Below are 16,842 nucleotides of genomic sequence, written 5' to 3'. Positions count from 1 at the left end.
CAGATGGATCCCTGATCACGATCGGAGCTGCGCCAGATGTTGAACCGTCTCGACACGAGGTTGCGCGGATTGGACGACGGCGAAGCCCAGGGCGGCGGTTTCGATATCCGCGACACCGTCAACTTCGTCTGGCGCCAATGGGCCTTCATCCTGGCCTGGACCATCCTGGCTGCGCTGCTGGGGGCGATCTACATCGCCAGGCAGACGCCCCTCTACACAGCCACCACCCAGTTGCTGCTCGATCCCCGCAAGGAAAAGGCCGCCGGTCCGGATTCCATCTATACAGACACCGCCCTCGATCTCTCCGTGGTCGAGAGCGAGATCGCCGTGATGCGCTCCACGGTCCTGCTCAAGCGCGTGGTACTCAAGGAGGGCCTGCTCAATGGCAGCGGCGAGGCCGCCCGATCGTCCCGGGACAGTGCCGGCTCCCCGCCATTGCCATCACCGGCTCCTGCCGGGGATGCCGACGACGCCATGTCGCCGGCCATGGTCGCCGCGGTGGAAGACCTCAAGAATGCGGTGACGATTTCGCGGGCCGGCCAGGCCTATGTAATCAACGTTTCCTACACCTCCGATAGCCCGGCCAAGGCCATGCAACTGGCCAATGCGATTGCCGATGCCTATGTCGTCGACAAACTCGACGCCCGCTTCGAGGCGGCCAAGCGCGCTTCGAACTGGCTGAACGACCGGCTGGTGGAGCTACGCCAGCAATTGCGCCTTTCCGAGGAAGCGGTGACCAAGTTCCGGGCCGACAACAACCTCGCGCAGGCCGTGCCCGGCGCGACGCTCAACCAGGAGCAGCTCACGCAATTGAACGGCCGGCTGGTGGCGGCACGCGCCGATACGGCCGAGAGAAAGTCGCATCTGGATCTCCTGAACAAGATCCAGGCCGAACGCGGCAAGCTCGACGCCTTGCCCGAGGCGGCCAGTTCCGGCGTGCTGGCGGATCTTCGGCGGCAGGAAAACGACCTGTCCCGCCAGGAGGCGGATCTCCTGGCCCGCTACACCGGGGCCCATCCCCAGGTCGTCAATGTCAGGGCGCAATTGTCGGATGTCCGCCGCAGCATCGCCAACACCCTGCGCCAGATCGCCAGCGATGTCAGGAACAACTACAATCTGGCCCTGGCCCGCCAGGAGGCGGCCGAGCAGGCCTTGAAGGAGGCCTCCGGCCAATCCGACCTCGACGCCTCCAAGACGATCAGCCTGCGCGAGCTCGAGCGCACCGCCGCCGTCAACAAGAGCCTGTTCGAGGATTTCCTGCAGCGCGCACGCCTCACACAGGAGCAGTCGACCTTCGAGGCACGCGATGCGCGGATCATCACGCCCGCCGTGGCGCCCGGCGTTCCCTCTTCCCCGAAGCGCACGCAGATCATCCTGACCTCGCTCATTCTCGGGCTGATCGTCGGCATCGGCGCGGCCTATCTGAAGGAGGCGCTGAATGCCGGCTTCACCACGCCGCGCGAGATCGAGACATTGCTTGAAATGCCGCTGCTCGCCTCGATCTCCCGCTTCTCGCCGCGCACCAAGGACGAAAACGGCCGCCTCCTCAGCCTGCCCGAATATCCCCTGCGAATGCCTCTGGCGCGCAGCTCGGAGGCCATCCGTTCCCTGCGCAGCGCCGTGCAGATGAGCGACGTCGACAGCCCGCCCAAGGTGGTGCAGGTAACGTCGACCCTGCCGGGCGAAGGCAAGACCACGATCGCCCTGATGATGGCGACCTCTGCGGCCCAGTCCGGTCAGAATGTGCTCTTCATCGATTGCGACCTGCGCCACCCCTCGGCCTCCGCGCAGCTGAGAACCGAGCGGGGGCCCGGTCTGATCGAATGCCTGCTGGGCGAGATCGAACTCGAACAGGCGCTCTTCTACAGCGAGAAGTTCCGGATCTGGGCGCTATGTGCGGGCGGTGAGAGCAAGAACCAGCCCGATCTCCTGGCCTCCGAGCGCATGAAGGCGCTGATGGCAAAGGTGCGCAGCCGGTTTGACGTGGTAATCGTGGATACGCCGCCGATGGGACCGGTGATCGACCCGGTGATCGTGTCCAACCTCGTCGACAAGGTGATCTATATCGTGCGCTGGGCCGCGACGGCCCGCGAAATGGTGCAGCAATCGCTACGCCAGATTGCCGGCCAGAAGAAGGTGGCCGGCATCGTTTTCAATCACATCATGGACGACAAGGCCAAGAAATATGGCCGCTTTGCCTATGGCTACTATTATGGCAGCCGCTACTACCGGAAATATTACGAAAAATGAGCGCTCGGCTTGCGCGGATCGGCACGGCTGTCCTCTGCATGGCCGTGGCCGGCTTTGCCGTCTGGCGCTCGGTGCCGGTGCTCGGCTTTGCGCTCGCCGAGCGCGAGGCTGGAGAAAGTGGCGACATAACTCCTCTCAGACCCTTTGCCGCGATACTGGAAACGGGCGCCCTGGCGGAGGCAAGCCTGCAATCCGCCATCGCGCAGGGCCAATCCTCGGACACGATCAAGGCCGATATCCGGCTGCTGACGCGCCGGCCCTTGTCGAGCAGCGCCTGGCTCGACCTGGCCGCTGCCCGGCTCGCCGCCGGAGAAGGCATGGTAGAGGTCGTCAAGGCCCTGCGCATGTCGGCCCTGACGGGACCGAATGAATCTGTCCTGATGGCGAGCCGCGCCCTCTTCGCTCTGCCGCTGTGGACCGCGCTTCCCGGCGACCTTCGCCGTCGCACAGCGCAGGACATCGCCGGCGGCTGGGAGCGCCTGGAGACTTCGGACAAGCTGGTCATGCGCCTGACGCTGTCGACAGCCCCCGCCATGCGCAGCGAACTCGCACCGCTGCTGCGCCAGGCAGACGGCATGGACCAGGCAAGGCTCGACGATCTCGGTCTTGGCCCGGCCGGCCCGGCCCAGCCCGAGGGGTCGGCTCCATGATGAACGCTGCCGCCCACACCAGCCCATGGTTGCCTGCCTGATGTGCGGCGTGGCAGGCATCTTCGCCTATCATTATGCGGCCAACGCCATCAGCCGCCCTGAGCTGAGCGCGATGAGCCGTCACATGGCACGGCGCGGACCCGACGCCAGCGGCGAATGGTTCGATCCCTCGGAGCGCCTGGGTCTGGCCCATCGCCGCCTGGCGATCATCGACCTCGCGGATCGCGCCTTGCAGCCGATGGCGAGCGCCGATGGCCGCCACGTCATCGTCTTCAACGGGGAGATCTACAATCACCTCGCCTTGCGCGAAGCCCTGCTGAAAGAAGGCGCCGAATTTAGGACCCGGTCCGACACCGAAGTGCTGCTGCAGCTCTACGCCCGCTGCGGCGGGGCGATGGTCACACGGCTGCGCGGCATGTTCGCCTTCGCCATCTACGATACGCTCGCCCATACCTTGTTTCTGGCGCGCGATCCCTACGGCATCAAGCCGCTCTATTACAGCGATGACGGCTGGGTGTTCCGCTTCGCCAGCCAGGTCAAGACCCTGATTTCTGGAGGCGGAGTCTCCCGCGACCGGGATCCGGCCGGCGATGTCGGCTTCTATTTGTTCGGCAGCGTGCCCGAACCCTTTACCTGCTTCCGCGAGGTTCGGGCCCTGCCGGCGGGCTCGACAATGCTGGTCGATCGTGCCGGCGCACGGGTGCCGCGCGGCTATCATCGGGTGGCGTCCGTCTATGACACGGCGGCGCGCGATCCGCGCAAGAGGCGCGACGGTCCCGCAGCCTTTGCCGATATTGCCCTGGACTCGGTGCGGCACCATCTGGCCGGGGATGTCGAGGTCGGCGCCTTCCTGTCGGCCGGTGTCGATTCCGCTGCCCTTGTCGGCCTCATGCGCGATGCCGGTGCCCGGCAGATCAAAACGATCACCATCGGATTCGAGGAATTCGCCGACACGCCGGCGGACGAAACGTCTGCGGCCGCGCAGATCGCCCGCTTCTATGGTACGCGCCACGTCACGCGCATGATCACCAGAAGCGAATTCGAGGCCGATCTGCCGCATTTCTTCGAGGCCATGGACCAGCCCAGCATCGATGGCCTCAATACCTGGTTTGCCGCCAAGACGGCCCGTGAGCTCGGCCTGAAGGCGGTGTTGTCGGGACTGGGCGGCGACGAGCTTCTCGGCGGCTACCCGTCCTTCCGGGACATTCCCCGCTGGGTGAGAACCTTGCAGCTGCCTTCGCGCATCCCGCTGCTCGGCAAAGGCCTGCGCCGGCTCGGCAAACCCCTCTCCGAGCGGTTGCGCCTTCATCCCAAGCTCGCCGGCCTGCCCGAATATGGCGGATCCTATGCGGGTGCCTATCTCCTCAAGCGCGGGCTTTATTTGCCCTGGGAGCTCGGCGAGGTCCTCGACCGCGACACCATCGAGGCGGGCCTGCGCCGCCTCCAGCCCTTGAAGCTGATCAAGGCCCAGCTGCACGGACGCCCGAGGGAGCCCTTCGCCCGTATCGCCACACTGGAGTCGAGCCTCTATCTGCGCAACCAATTGCTCCGCGACGCCGATTGGGCCGGCATGGCGCATTCGGTCGAGATCAGGACGCCCCTGGTCGACAGCGAAGTGCTCGAGCGTTCGGCCCGGCTCGATCTGCGGGGCATCGCCGGCAAAACGGCTCTCGCCCGGTCGCCGGCACAGCCCCTGCCGCAGGCCGTTCTCGACCGTCCCAAGACCGGTTTCGCCCTGCCGATCGCCGAGTGGATGCCGGTGCCCTCCTTTGGTTCAGCGCCCGCCCCGCGCAAGCCCCACCGGCACGGCTGGGCCCGAGACTGGAGCCGCCTTGTCCACCGCCAGTTCGCCTGACATGGCTTCGCGGCCTCTGAGGATATTGGTCCTGTTGACCGACGGCTGGGGCATGGCCGGCGGCATTGCCCGCTACAATCAGGATTTTCTCACCGCTCTGGCCGGAAGCGTCACGGTCGGGGATGTCGTGGTGCTGCCCCGGTGGGCCAATGACGCCGCCGCAGGACTGCCCGCCCGTCTCGTTCAGCTGGCGCCGCACCCCGACCGAGGCAGCTACAGCGTAGCTGCCTGCAAGCAGGCGCTTTCACGTCGCTACGATCTGATCTTCTGCGGCCACCTCTTCATGGCGCCGCTTGCGGCCGCGCTTTCCAGGCTGGCTCGCATGCCGCTCTGGCTGCAGCTGCACGGCATTGAGAGCTGGGCCCGGCCGAACCTCGCCATCCGGCAGGCTGCGCGGCGGGCCCGTCTGATCACCGCCGTCAGCCGGGCGACCCGAAGCCGCGCCTTGGCCTGGCTCGACTGCGAAGCCGAGTGCGTGCGGGTCCTGCCGAACACCGTCGACGAGCGCTTCTCGCCCGGCACGCCGCCTGCCGCACTTGCCGATCGCCTGGGTACACAGGGGCGCAGGGTGATCCTCACCGTGGGCCGCCTGTCCTCGCAGGAACGCTACAAGGGCCATGACCGCGTCATCGAGGCCCTGCCTCGGATCAGAAGCCGTTATCCGGAGATACTCTACCTCATCGCCGGCGACGGTGATGACCGCGACCGCCTCGCCCGGGTCGGGCAGCGGCTGGGGGTATCGGACCTCATCCGCTTCACCGGGCCGGTTTCACAGGCCCAACTGCCGGATATCTATCGCCTGGCCGATGTCTTCGCCATGCCCAGCACCGGAGAGGGGTTCGGTATCGTCTTTCTGGAGGCGGCCGCCACGGGACTGCCGGTCGTCGCGGCCAGAGGGGACGGCAGCACCGATGCCCTGGCGGACGGAAAACTGGGCACCCTCATCGACCCCGACGCACCCCATGCCCTCGCCGAAGCGATCATCGCCAGCCTCGATCGAGGCAGGCCCACGCCGGAGCGCGCCAGCCGCTTTGCCTTCTCCCATTTCGCCGCACAGGTCGACCATCTTGTTTCGAGCCGATTCTGATCCAGTCGGAGCCGACCGGCCCCGGCCGGAGCCGCCGCCGGCGGTCACGATCATCGGCCCGGACCGGCTGTGGGGCTTTGCCGACCTTTACGAGATCTGGCGCTATCGTGACCTCGCGTGGGTGCTGACGGAGCGCGATATCAAGGTCCGCTACAAGCAGACCGTGCTGGGCTTCGCCTGGGCGATCATCCAGCCCGTTTTGCTGATGCTGATCTTCTCGGTGCTGTTCGGCCATCTCGCCAATATCCCTACCGATGGCTCGCCCTATCCGATTTTCGTCTATGCCGGCCTTCTGCCCTGGGTCTTCTTCTCCAATGCCCTCGCCGCGGCAGCCGGATCGCTGATCGGTTCCGTCAACCTCATCAGCAAGGTCTATTTCCCGCGCCTGATCATCCCGCTCGCGTCCACGGGAGCAGGCCTGGTCGACTTCCTGGTCACGACCGCCATATTGCTGGTGATGATGCTGGTCTATGGCGTGGGCTGGAGCATCAATCTTCTCGCGGCCCCTCTGCTGATGGCCGGGACCATCCTTTGCGCGCTCGGCGTCGGCATCGGGCTTTCAGCCCTCACGGCAACCTATCGCGATTTCCGCTTTGTCGTGCCCTTCCTGCTGCAGTTCTGGATGTTCGCTACCCCGGTTGTCTATCCGGCCAGCCTGGTGCCCGAACCCTGGCGCTGGCTCTTGTTCCTCAACCCCATGGCCGGGCTGGTGGAAGGTTTTCGCTCGGCGTTTCTCGGGCACCCCTTCGATTGGCTGTCGATCAGCCTTTCGCTGCTCCTGTCGGCCGGGCTGTTTGTCCTCGGCGTGTGGTATTTTGAACGGGTGGAGAGGCGCTTTGCGGATATCCTCTGAGGACGAACGGGGAGTCCGCCCGCGGTGAGCGCGCCGAGCATCCGGGCCCTCGGGGTCAGCAAGGAATATGTCAGAGGCGGCCACAATCCGTCCCTGCGTACCTTTCGCGAGGCACTGGCCGGCGCCGTCACCGGGCGTTTTCGCCCCTCGGCAAGGCCCGCCCCCAGGGACGATCGCTTCCTCGCGCTCTCCGACGTCTCGTTCGACGTCCATCCCGGCGAAGTGATGGGGATCATCGGACGGAACGGGGCCGGAAAATCCACGCTCCTCAAGATTCTCTCGCGCATCACGGCGCCGACGGCGGGCCGTATCGAAGTGAGAGGCCGGATTGCCAGCCTCCTGGAGGTTGGCACCGGCTTTCATCCTGAGTTGACGGGGCGGGAGAACATCCGGCTGAACGGGGCCATCATCGGCATGACGAGCAGCGAGGTGGCCCGCAAATTCGATCGAATCGTCGCCTTTTCGGAGGTAGAGAAATTCATCGATACGCCGATCAAACACTATTCCAGCGGGATGTATACGCGCCTGGCCTTCGCCGTCGCGGCCCATCTCGAGCCGGAAATCCTGATCGTGGACGAGGTCCTTGCCGTCGGCGATGCGGAATTCCAGAAGAAGTGCCTGGGCAAGATGAACGAGATCGCCGGCCAGGGCCGAACCGTCTTGCTGGTCAGCCACAATCTCAGCGCGATCGGCGCCTTGTGCCAGAATGCCATCCTGCTGGACGGCGGACGCATTCTCCACCACGGCGCCGCCGCGGACACCATCGCGCATTATTCCGGTCTTTTCCGGGGCGACGATGGTGTGGTGGTCGAAGACAAGCCTCCCTCGGGACCGCATATTGCCAGCGCAACCTTGGCCACCAACCAGATCCTGTTCGGCGAGAAGCTTGCCGTGACCTGCATGATCCAGTCCCCGGATCGACGGCGCGCCGCGATCGAGGTCGAAATCCACGACGGACTGGGGCGCAAGCTGATCTATTCATCGACGGCCCCTATGCACGGCCAGGAATTCGACATCTATCCCGGCACCAATCGCTTGATGCTGGGGATTGGGGCCTTGCCGTTGGCGCGGGGAAGCTATGAGCTTCACCTGTGGCTGTCCAAGCCCTGGGTCGAAGAATTTCATCGCCTGTCCGTGCCCCTATGCTTCGATGTCGTGCAATCCGATCCAGGCGGGGCGGGCTTCGATTTTCAGCAATCCTATGAACGCGGATGCGTCGCCGTCCCGATCACCTTTGAAAGGCAGGAATGACCGCGGCATCATCCCTACCGCTGCACGCCCGGCTTCTGCGCCGCTACTGGCACATGCCGGACCATCCGATGAAGCTTCGGCTTTACGACTGGCTGCGCGCCAGCCGGCCCTTTCGCCATGTCGTCGCCCGCTTTGCCTTCGGAACGTTCAAGCTGGATCTCGTCGACTATGTGCAGCATGCCATGTTCCTGCACGGCTCCTACGAACCCAAAAGCCTGGCTCTGTTTCAATCCCTCATCGGGAGCGGGGAAACGGTGATCGACCTCGGCGCCAATGTGGGCCAATACAGTATTGCCGCCGCACGCATGGTGGGACCGGCCGGACGTGTGATCGCCATCGAGCCCCACCCCGGGGTTTGCTTCCGGCTTCTCGACAATATCCGGCTGAGCAAGGTCGAGGATCGGGTCTTGCCGGTAACCTCCCCGCTCGCCGATGCGACCGGCTTCATCGAGTTCGGCCTTCCGGAAGCAGGAGCGCTTGGCACCATGAGGCCGAGAAGACCGGATGAAACGCGGCGCCTCCTCACCATGGCTGTCACGATCGCTGAACTCGCCGACCGCTTGGATATCGCGACCGCCGCCGTGATGAAGATCGATATCGAGGGCTATGATCTTGCCATCATCGACGACATGTTCCGCAATTCCGTCCTTCGGCCGCGGCATATCCTGTTCGAGTACCTTCCTTCCCGCTTTGACTATGCGATCGCGGCCAGCCACCTCACAGCGTATTTTTCTGATTTCGGCTACGAACTGCTGACGATCGACGGTATTGCCTACACGCCCGAGCAGGACGTGCCGGAGGAGAACCTTTGGGCGCGGCGGATATCGGCTTGAAGCGGATGTCCTGGCCGGCGCTCGTCTCCGTGGTGGTGCCGACCTTCCGCCGTGTCGAGCGGCTGCCCACCCTGCTCGCAAGACTGTCGGTGATCGACCAGGCCTGCGATCTCGATGTAATCATCATCGACCAGACGCCGGGAGCCGACCTTTCGACGCTGCAGGGCTTTTCGGAGCATTTCGCTTGCCTGCGGTTCATCAGCCTCGCTCAGGCCAATGTCTCCAGGGCTCGGAATATCGGCGCAAAAGCAGCGTCCTGCGACATCCTGCTGTTCCTCGATGACGACATGGAACTTGAAAGATCCTACATTCCGCGTGTGCTCTCGCTGATGCGCGAGATGCCCCTGGATGTATTTGGCGCGGTTTGGCCCGGTCAGGGCGTGATAGGCCGGGCGGATGGCGGGCCGTTGGCCGGGCGTGGTGATGACCCTTTGATTTTCCTGCCCACCTGCGCACTGGCCATGCACAGGCGGGATTTCCTGGCGGCAGGCGGGTTCGACGAGCGGCTCGACCGTAACTTCGAGGACGCCGAATTCTCCCATCGCCTCAAGCAACAGGGGCTGCGCCTCGTCCGTCATCCTGATCTGCAGGCTCAACACCACGACCGGCAGGAAAACGGCACCTGGTATTCCCGTTCGCTGATGGAAGCGGCCGCGCGCCTGATGCGGCAGACGGCGTATTTCCGCCGCAAGACCGGGCGCGGCTGGCCGGATGTGCTTCTCGCCTTGTTGCGCGTGATCGTCAGCGAGACGCGCCGGCCCGGTTATCTGCGCGGCGGCACGAACCTGACGAGGGCCGCGGCCCTGGGCGTGTCGCTTCCTGCGGCGCTGATCTACGCAGCGCGCTCCCCTCTCCTCGCTCATGCGCCATCCTCCAGCGGAAGAGCGGGCTGACATGCCGCCCCCGCCAGGCGTCGCCGTCGTCATCCCCTGCTACAATGCCGGCCGCACCTTGGCGCAGACGCTCGAAAGCGCCATCGGCCAGCCCGGCCTCGCCGAACTCGTCGTCGTCGACGACGGCTCGAGCGACAGCTCGGCCGGGATCGCCCGGCGCTATCTGCCTGCCGATCGCGTCATCGAGGGTCCCAATCGCGGCGTCTCGGCGGCGCGCAATCGCGGCATCGCCGAAACCTTCTCGGAATGGCTGCTGTTCCTGGATGCGGATGATCTGCTCACACCCGGCACGATCGCTCGGCGTCTTGCCGTCGCCGGGGAAGCCGATGTGGTCGCCTGCGACTATCAGGAATTCGGCACGGACGAGCACGGCGCTGCCATGCCCTCGCAGGCCCGCGGCATCGACTGGCCGGCGCTGCGCCAGGACGCGGAAAGAGCGATCGCCAGCCACGTCTGGGTCACCACCGGCGCCCTGCTCTATCGCCGCCGACTGGTCGAGGCGATCGGCGGCTTTCGCCCCGATCTGCCGGTGATCCAGGACGCTCGCTTCATGTTCGATGCGGCCTTTCACGGAGCACGTTTCGTGCCCAGCCCCCATATTGGCGCCCGCTATCGGATCACGGCACAGAGCCTGTCGCGGCGCGAGCCGGTGCGGTTCTGGCGCGACGTGCTCCGCAATGGGCGGCAGATCGAGGCGCTGTGGCGCGAGCGCGGCACCCTGACTCCGGATCGCATCGCCACGTTGTGCGACCTCTACGACAATGCCGGGCGGGGGCTGCTGCGCTGCCGGGACCAGGGCTTTTTCGAAGCGAGCGCCGCAGGCCGCATGCTCGGTCTGCGCCAATCGCGGCATGCGCGTATTGCGACGCCGCTTGCCCGCCTGCTGGGGCTGCGCGCCGCGCATGGCCTGCTGTCGATGATGGGACGGCCATGAACGAGACGGCAGCCGATATCGTCATGGCGACCGGCTGGTATCCTCCCTACAATCTCGGCGGCACGGAAGTCTATCTGGAAGGGCTGGTGCAGGAACTCTCGCGCAGGGGCCTGAAATGCGCCGTGCTCGTGCCGCGGGCGCCGGGCGCACCGGACTGCTACGAGCACCTGGGCACGACGGTGTGGACCTATCCGGTCGAGCTGCCCGAGACGAGACAGCCGGCGGGGGTGATGCGCAGACATGGCCAGTTCGATCGTTTCGAAGCCCTGCTGAGGCAGAACCCGCGCGCCATCTATCACCAGCATTCCTGGACGACCGGATGCGGTCTCGACCACCTGCGCGCCGCCCGCGCACAGGGGCTGAGAACCGTCCTGACCTTTCACGTCGCCGGAACCGTGTGCCTGCGCGGTACCTTGCTGCGCTTTGGAGAGGCGCCTTGCGACGGCCTTGTCGAGGAGATCCGCTGCGGCGCCTGCTGGGCCGAGAGCCGCGGCGCACCTCGCGTTGCTGCCTGGGCGGTCGGCCGGCTGCCCCGCGCCCTTGCCGCCAGGGCCTGGCAGGGTCGCACGCGCCTTGCCACAGCGCTTTCGGCAAGGGCGCTCGCCATCGGGAAGGGGCAGGAGCTGGACGAAGCCTTCGAGCTGAGTGACCAGCTTGTCGCCGTCTGCCGGTGGCTTGCCGACACGCTGGCGCGCAATGGCGCACCACCCGACAAACTCGCGCTCAGCCGCCACGGCCTTGCCGCCTCCTATCTGGCGGAGGTCCAGCAGGTGTCAGCTCGAAAGAGATCCGAGGGTACCGGGCTGCGGCTCCTCTATCTCGGACGATGGGATCGGGCCAAGGGCATTCATGTCGCGGTCGCCGCACTCCGCAGCCTGCCGACGGAAACACCCGTCGAACTCGCCATCCACGCCATCGGCACCGCTGAGGACGATGGCTATGAGGCCGAAGTGCGGGCCCTGGCCGCGGGCGATCCGCGCATCCGGTTCCACCCGCCGCGGCCTCATGCGGAGATCGCCGAGACCCTGGCCGCGCACGATGTTCTTGTCGTGCCTTCGCTCTGGCTGGAAACCGGTCCGCTGGTCGTGCTGGAAGCGCAGGCAGCCGGCCTCTACGTGCTGGGATCGGATCTCGGCGGCATCGCCGAACTCCTGGCGGGGACGAATGCCGGCGAATTGCTCCGGCCGGGCGCCGTGCCGGACTGGGCCAAGGCAATCGCGCGGCTCGTCGCTCGCAAATCCCAAGCCCCCCTGCCGAAATTCCGGGACCATCTGCGCAGCCAGGCCGATGTTGCAGACGACATGATCCGCCTCTACCGATCGCTGCCGCCCGCCCTCACCCCGGAAGACCGGCTCATACGGCTCGCGCCATGAGGATAGCCCTGACCTGCGATCCCGAGCTGCCGGTGCCGCCGCAATTCTATGGCGGCATCGAACGCGTGGTCGACATGCTGGCGCGCCGCCTCGTGGCACGCGGCCATGAATTGACCCTGTTCGCGCATCCTTCCTCGCAATGCCCGGTGCCAAAACGGGCCTGGCCCGGCGCGAGCAGTCTTTCGCGTTTCGATACGCTCAGGAATGCCGGCGAACTGGCAAGGGCGATCGCCGGCCAGCGTTTCGACATCATCCACAGCTTCTCCCGATTGGCCTATCTGGCACCGCTCCTGCCGCGCACGATCCCCAAGCTGATGACCTACCAGCGCGAGATCAGCCCGCGCACCACCGGGCTGGCGCAGCGCCTATCGCGGGGCACGCTGCAATTCTCGGCCATCAGCGAGCATATGCTGCGCCATGTCAGGCATATCGGCACCTGGCACATCGTTCCCAATGGCGTGCCGAGCGAGACCTACAGTTTCCGCAGGCAGGTCCCGGACGACGCGCCACTGGTGTTCCTGGGGCGCGTGGAGGAAATCAAGGGACCGCATCTGGCCATCACGGCGGCGCGGTTGGCCGGCCGGCGGCTGGTCATCGCCGGCAATCTGGCCGGGGAACATCGGGCCTGGTTCGAGACCCATGTCGCTCCGCATCTGCGCGACGGCGATATCGACTATGTCGGGCCAGTCGACGACCGGCAAAAGGACGAGCTGCTCGGCGGTGCGGCCGCACTGCTGATGCCGATCCTGTGGGAAGAGCCGTTCGGCATCGTGATGGCCGAGGCGATGGCATGCGGCACGCCGGTCATCGGCTTCGGGCGCGGCGCCGTTCCCGAAGTGGTCGAGCATGGCCGCACCGGCTATGTCGTCGACACCGTCGAGGCGATGGCGGCGGCCATCGCCAAGCTCGATATGATCGAGCGAGCCGCGTGCCGGCAGCGGGTCGAGACACTCTATAGTGAGGATGCGGTCACCGACCGCTATCTTGAGATCTACGAGGCCATGATCGCAGGGCGGGCTCCGAGGGCTCCTGCATGAAATCGGTGCTGAGCTATCCCGGCACCATGCCGCACGCCCAGCAAATCGCCCTGGCGTTGCATGAACAGGGCTGCCTGAAGACCTTCGTGACCGGTTTCCATTACTCTGCGCAAGGTTGGGGCGATCGTCTGCTGCGCGCCCTGCCATCAAGCCAGGCGGCGGCGCTGAGGGAGCAATTGCTGCGCCGTTCGATCGAGACGGTTCCGCACAGCCTCGTGCAGGCCTATCCGGCCTGGGAGATCCTGCGCAGCATCGCGGCCAGGGGCGGTGCCGGACCGCTGATCGTCGATCGCCTCTGGGACTTGACGAGCCACCGCTTCGATGCCGCCGTCGCCAGCCGCCATGTGCCCGGCGCGGACGCCATCCATGCCTTCGAATATACGGCGCTGGCGAGCTTCCAGCGCGCCGCTCAGGAGGGGGCGGCGCGGATCCTGCACCTGCCCTCGCTCAGCAGCCGGCACTTCGAGAGCATCCGCCGGCGCGAACTGGCGCGGTGGAAGCAGCTCGACGACGCCAACGCCGCCTATTTTTCGGATCGTTTTGCCCGACGGCAGGCGCGGCGCGATGCGGAGATCGGGCTCGCCGATCTCATCGTCACCAATTCCGCCCTCACCGCCCGCTCGCATATCGCCGGGGGCGCGGATCCGGCGAAAATGCTGGTCGTGCCACTCGGCGCTCCCCCCGTGCTCGATCGCGCCCAGCCTCCGGACGGTAAGGCAACGGGCCCTTTAAGGGTGGTCTATGCGGGCAACGTCACCCTGGGCAAGGGTGTGCCCTATCTGCTCGAAGCCTGGCGCCGATTGCCGGCCGCCGCCCATGCCAGGCTGGACATCTATGGCTGGATCGGGCTGCCTGCCGACCTTCTCGCCCCGGCGGATGACGCGATCCGCTTTCATGGAGCCCGGCCACGCGCTGAACTGTTCCGGGCCTTCGAACAGGCCGATATCCTGGTGTTTCCAAGCCTTGCCGACGGCTTCGGCATGGTCGTCGCCGAGGCGATGGCCCATGGCCTGCCGGTGATCGTCACGGATATGGCAGGGGCGGCCGATCTCGTCACGCCCGAGAACGGGCTGGTCATTCCCTCGGCCGATACAGAAGCTTTGACCCAGACCCTTGCCTGGTGCCTCGACAATCGGGAGCGCCTGCAGGCCATGCGCACCGCCGCGCTCGAGGCGGCCCGCCTTCATCAATGGCCGGCCTATCGCGCCGCCCTGGCCGGCGGGCTCGGGCAGCGCCTGGGCAGCCCCGGTCAGGGTGCCTCCGCACCGCAGATGGAGCGGACATGACGGGCCGCCGCCCAGGGGCGCATATCTGCATCCTCACGCCGGGCCAGCTCGGATCCAATCCCCGCGTGGTCAAGGAGGCCCATGCCCTGCACGAGGCGGGCTTTACCGTCACCGTTGTCGCCACCCGCATGCTGGAGGGCGTGGAGCCGCGCGACCAATCCATCCTGCGCGAGGCACCGTTCCGGATCGAGCGCCTCGACCTGCGCTCGCGGGCGGGCTGGCGCCTACGCCGGCTCGGCCAGGAACTCGCGGGGGCGGCGCACGCCGCGAGCGGCAGGCGCCTTTTCGGTTCCCGGGCGTTCAGCGTGTTCACGCCTCCCCTGATGGCCGCGGCCAGCCGCATCACGGCGGATCTCTACATCGCCCATTATCCGCCGGCCCTGCCGGCGGCCAGGGCCGCGGCCCAGCGCTTCGGCGCGGGTTATGCCTATGACGCCGAGGATTTCCATCTCGGCGAATGGCGCGAGGGCCCGGCAGCCGAGGCGAACCGCTCGCATCTGCGCGCCATGGAGGCGGCCGCCCTGCCAGGGTGCCGCTATATCACCGCCGCGTCTCCCGAGATTGCTTGCGCCTATGCGCAGGCCTATGGAATGCCCCGCCCGTACGTCGTGCTGAACAGCTTTCCGCTGTCGCAGGCCCCGGAGGCCGCGACCGTCAGGGGCACGGCGGCCCCGGGTCCCTCGCTCTACTGGTTCTCGCAGGTGACCGGCCCCGATCGCGGCCTGGAATGCGCGATCAAGGCTATAGCGAAGGCCGCAGCCAGACCTCATCTCTATCTGCGCGGCCATGTAAGCGAGCAATATGCCGGCCAATTGCGAAGCCTCGCGCAACAGGAGGGCGTGCCGGAACGCCTGCATTTCCTGCCCTCCGCGCTCCCCGGCGAGCTCGTCCGCCTGGCCGCCAGCCATGATCTCGGCCTATGCGCCGAACCGGGGCACACGCCCAACAATGCGTTCGCCCTCTCCAACAAGCTGTTCACCTATCTCATGGCCGGGATCCCTGCGGTTCTCTCCGATACGCCGGCTCAAAAGGCATTCGCCGGTTCGCATCCGCTTGCCACCGCGCTTTTCACCGCCGAGGACGCCGTGAGCCTGGCTGCGAGCCTCGACAGCCTGCTGCAGGATCCGGCACGCTTGGCGCAGGCGCGTGCGAATGCCTTCGATCTCGCGCAGCAAACCTATAATTGGAAGCGGGAAAGCACGATCGTGGTCGATCTGGTGCGTCAATCCCTGGACGGTTCGTCGCGGAGGCGGGCTTGACCGTGCCGCGCACCGTTCTGATCGTCTCCCCCTATTTCCCGCCGTCCAACCTGGCCTGCGTGCATCGGGCCCGGCATCTGGCCAATCATCTGCCGGCCGCGGGCTGGACGCCCATCATCCTCTGCGTGGACGACCGCTTCTACGAGCAGGACCCCGATCCCCTGCTCGGCAGCCTGGTCTCGCCGGAGCTGGAGATCGTCAGGGTTCCCGCCCTGCATGCCCGCATGACGCGCCGTTTCGGCATCGGGGATCTCAGCCTGCGGGCCTGGTCGGCCCTTTCCAGCCGAGCGGCCGACCTGCTCTCGGCCAGGCGGATCGACGCCGTGCTGATCACGGGATCGCCCTTCTACCCCATGCTGATGTCGCGCTGGATCGAGCCGAAATTCGGCGTGCCGGTGGTGCTCGATTTCCAGGACCCCTGGGTATCGGCCTGGGGCGCAGACCAAAAACCATTGAGCAAGGCCGGGCTATCCCACCAGCTCGCGCTTCGCCTGGAGGGGCCGGCTTTGCGCAAGGCCCGCTTCGTGACATCGGTCTCAACACGCCAGAACGAGGAATTGGCCGCGCGCCATTCCTGGCTCGACGCTTCGCGCATGGCGGCGCTGCCCATCGGCGGGGATCCCGGCGATCTCGACCTCCTTCGGGCCATGCCGGACATCCGCCGGAGCCGGCTCGATCCGGCGATGATCAATCTGAGCTATGTCGGCACGGCCTTGCCGCGATCCCACGGGCTTTTCCGGGTCCTTTTCAAAGGTCTTGCCGAAATGAGGGCACGCCAGCCGGGTCTTGCCGCGCGCCTTCGTCTGCATTTCATCGGCACCAGCAACCAGGCCAATGACAGCGAAACGTTCTCCATTCTTCCGCTCGCCGAAGCGGAAGGGGTCGCCGATCTCGTCGCCGAGATCCCTCGGCGCCTGGCCTATGCCGAAGCGCTGGGGCTGATGGCCAGGTCGCACGGCCTGCTGCTGGTCGGCTCGGACGAAGCCCACTACACCGCGTCCAAGATCTATCCCGCCTTGCTCACAAAGCGCCCCTATCTTTCGCTGTTTCACCGCCTGTCCAGCGCCCATGCCCTTTTGGCGGCAGCCGGCGGCGGCATCCATTTCTCCTTCACCGACGCGAACGGCCTGGCCGGACTGCCGCAGGACATCGCCGCCGGATTGGAGCGCCTGGCCCTCGACCCCGCCAGCCTCGGTCAGCCCCGGCAGGATCACCTGGAACCCTTCTCGGCCAGGGCGATCGCCGGCAGCTACGCCGCGATTTTCGATGGGCTGCGCTGAC

General features: G+C 66.3%; 14 protein-coding genes. All 14 read left to right on the top strand.

All coding sequences use genetic code 11. The features are described from left to right. Positions 1-36 precede the first annotated feature (36 nt). The 14 genes from C5L14_RS01245 to C5L14_RS01180 are packed head-to-tail and all read left to right on the top strand — an operon-like array spanning position 37 to position 16,841. Positions 37-2,250, top strand: coding sequence for a GumC family protein (locus tag C5L14_RS01245; protein ID WP_105860215.1), 2,214 nt, complete (start codon positions 37-39; stop codon positions 2,248-2,250). Further along, the gene (locus C5L14_RS01240) at positions 2,247-2,900 is read left to right on the top strand and encodes a hypothetical protein (protein ID WP_105860214.1); all 654 of its coding nucleotides are present in this window, start codon (positions 2,247-2,249) and stop codon (positions 2,898-2,900) included. The genes C5L14_RS01245 and C5L14_RS01240 overlap by 4 nt, the downstream gene beginning before the upstream one ends. Before the next feature lie 40 nt (positions 2,901-2,940). After that, positions 2,941-4,755 carry an asparagine synthase (glutamine-hydrolyzing) gene (asnB, locus tag C5L14_RS01235; protein WP_105860632.1) on the top strand — a complete coding sequence of 605 codons (1,815 nt, stop codon included), beginning with the start codon at positions 2,941-2,943 and terminating at the stop codon, positions 4,753-4,755. 34 nt (positions 4,756-4,789) lie between these two features. Beyond that, a complete protein-coding gene (locus C5L14_RS01230) occupies positions 4,790-5,842 on the top strand; it encodes a glycosyltransferase family 4 protein (RefSeq protein WP_181160962.1) in 1,053 nt (350 codons plus the stop codon). Continuing rightward, positions 5,823-6,695, top strand: coding sequence for an ABC transporter permease (locus C5L14_RS01225; protein ID WP_181161011.1), 873 nt, complete (start codon positions 5,823-5,825; stop codon positions 6,693-6,695). Before C5L14_RS01230 ends, C5L14_RS01225 begins: the two co-directional genes overlap by 20 nt. Positions 6,696-6,719: 24 nt before the next feature. After that, positions 6,720-7,946, top strand: coding sequence for an ABC transporter ATP-binding protein (locus C5L14_RS01220; RefSeq protein WP_105860211.1), 1,227 nt, complete (start codon positions 6,720-6,722; stop codon positions 7,944-7,946). Next, positions 7,943-8,779 (top strand): FkbM family methyltransferase, encoded by an 837-nt coding sequence (locus C5L14_RS01215; RefSeq protein ID WP_105860210.1) that lies wholly within the window; start codon positions 7,943-7,945, stop codon positions 8,777-8,779. The genes C5L14_RS01220 and C5L14_RS01215 overlap by 4 nt, the downstream gene beginning before the upstream one ends. A 5-nt stretch (positions 8,780-8,784) precedes the next feature. Next, complete coding sequence (locus C5L14_RS01210; RefSeq protein WP_245443225.1) at positions 8,785-9,672, top strand: glycosyltransferase family 2 protein; 888 nt, start codon at positions 8,785-8,787, stop codon at positions 9,670-9,672. Between the two features lies 1 nt (position 9,673). Continuing rightward, positions 9,674-10,606: a glycosyltransferase family 2 protein gene (locus C5L14_RS01205; RefSeq protein WP_181160961.1), complete on the top strand. Its 933-nt coding sequence runs from the start codon at positions 9,674-9,676 to the stop codon at positions 10,604-10,606. Further along, positions 10,603-11,979, top strand: coding sequence for a glycosyltransferase (locus tag C5L14_RS01200; protein ID WP_105860207.1), 1,377 nt, complete (start codon positions 10,603-10,605; stop codon positions 11,977-11,979). The genes C5L14_RS01205 and C5L14_RS01200 overlap by 4 nt, the downstream gene beginning before the upstream one ends. Continuing rightward, the gene (locus C5L14_RS01195) at positions 11,976-13,016 is read left to right on the top strand and encodes a glycosyltransferase family 4 protein (protein ID WP_105860206.1); all 1,041 of its coding nucleotides are present in this window, start codon (positions 11,976-11,978) and stop codon (positions 13,014-13,016) included. Before C5L14_RS01200 ends, C5L14_RS01195 begins: the two co-directional genes overlap by 4 nt. After that, positions 13,013-14,302, top strand: a complete 1,290-nt coding sequence (locus C5L14_RS01190) for a glycosyltransferase family 4 protein (protein ID WP_105860205.1) — start codon at positions 13,013-13,015, stop codon at positions 14,300-14,302. The genes C5L14_RS01195 and C5L14_RS01190 overlap by 4 nt, the downstream gene beginning before the upstream one ends. Further along, positions 14,299-15,561: a glycosyltransferase gene (locus tag C5L14_RS01185; RefSeq protein ID WP_105860204.1), complete on the top strand. Its 1,263-nt coding sequence runs from the start codon at positions 14,299-14,301 to the stop codon at positions 15,559-15,561. Before C5L14_RS01190 ends, C5L14_RS01185 begins: the two co-directional genes overlap by 4 nt. Positions 15,562-15,563: 2 nt before the next feature. Then, positions 15,564-16,841 carry a glycosyltransferase gene (locus tag C5L14_RS01180; protein WP_245443223.1) on the top strand — a complete coding sequence of 426 codons (1,278 nt, stop codon included), beginning with the start codon at positions 15,564-15,566 and terminating at the stop codon, positions 16,839-16,841. Position 16,842: the final 1 nt, after the last annotated feature.

Source organism: Labrys okinawensis, from assembly GCF_002982075.1.
In the GTDB taxonomy this organism is placed as follows: domain Bacteria; phylum Pseudomonadota; class Alphaproteobacteria; order Rhizobiales; family Labraceae; genus Labrys; species Labrys okinawensis_A.
Note: the sequence above shows the minus strand (reverse complement) of the source record. Positions and strands in the feature narration are given on the sequence as shown.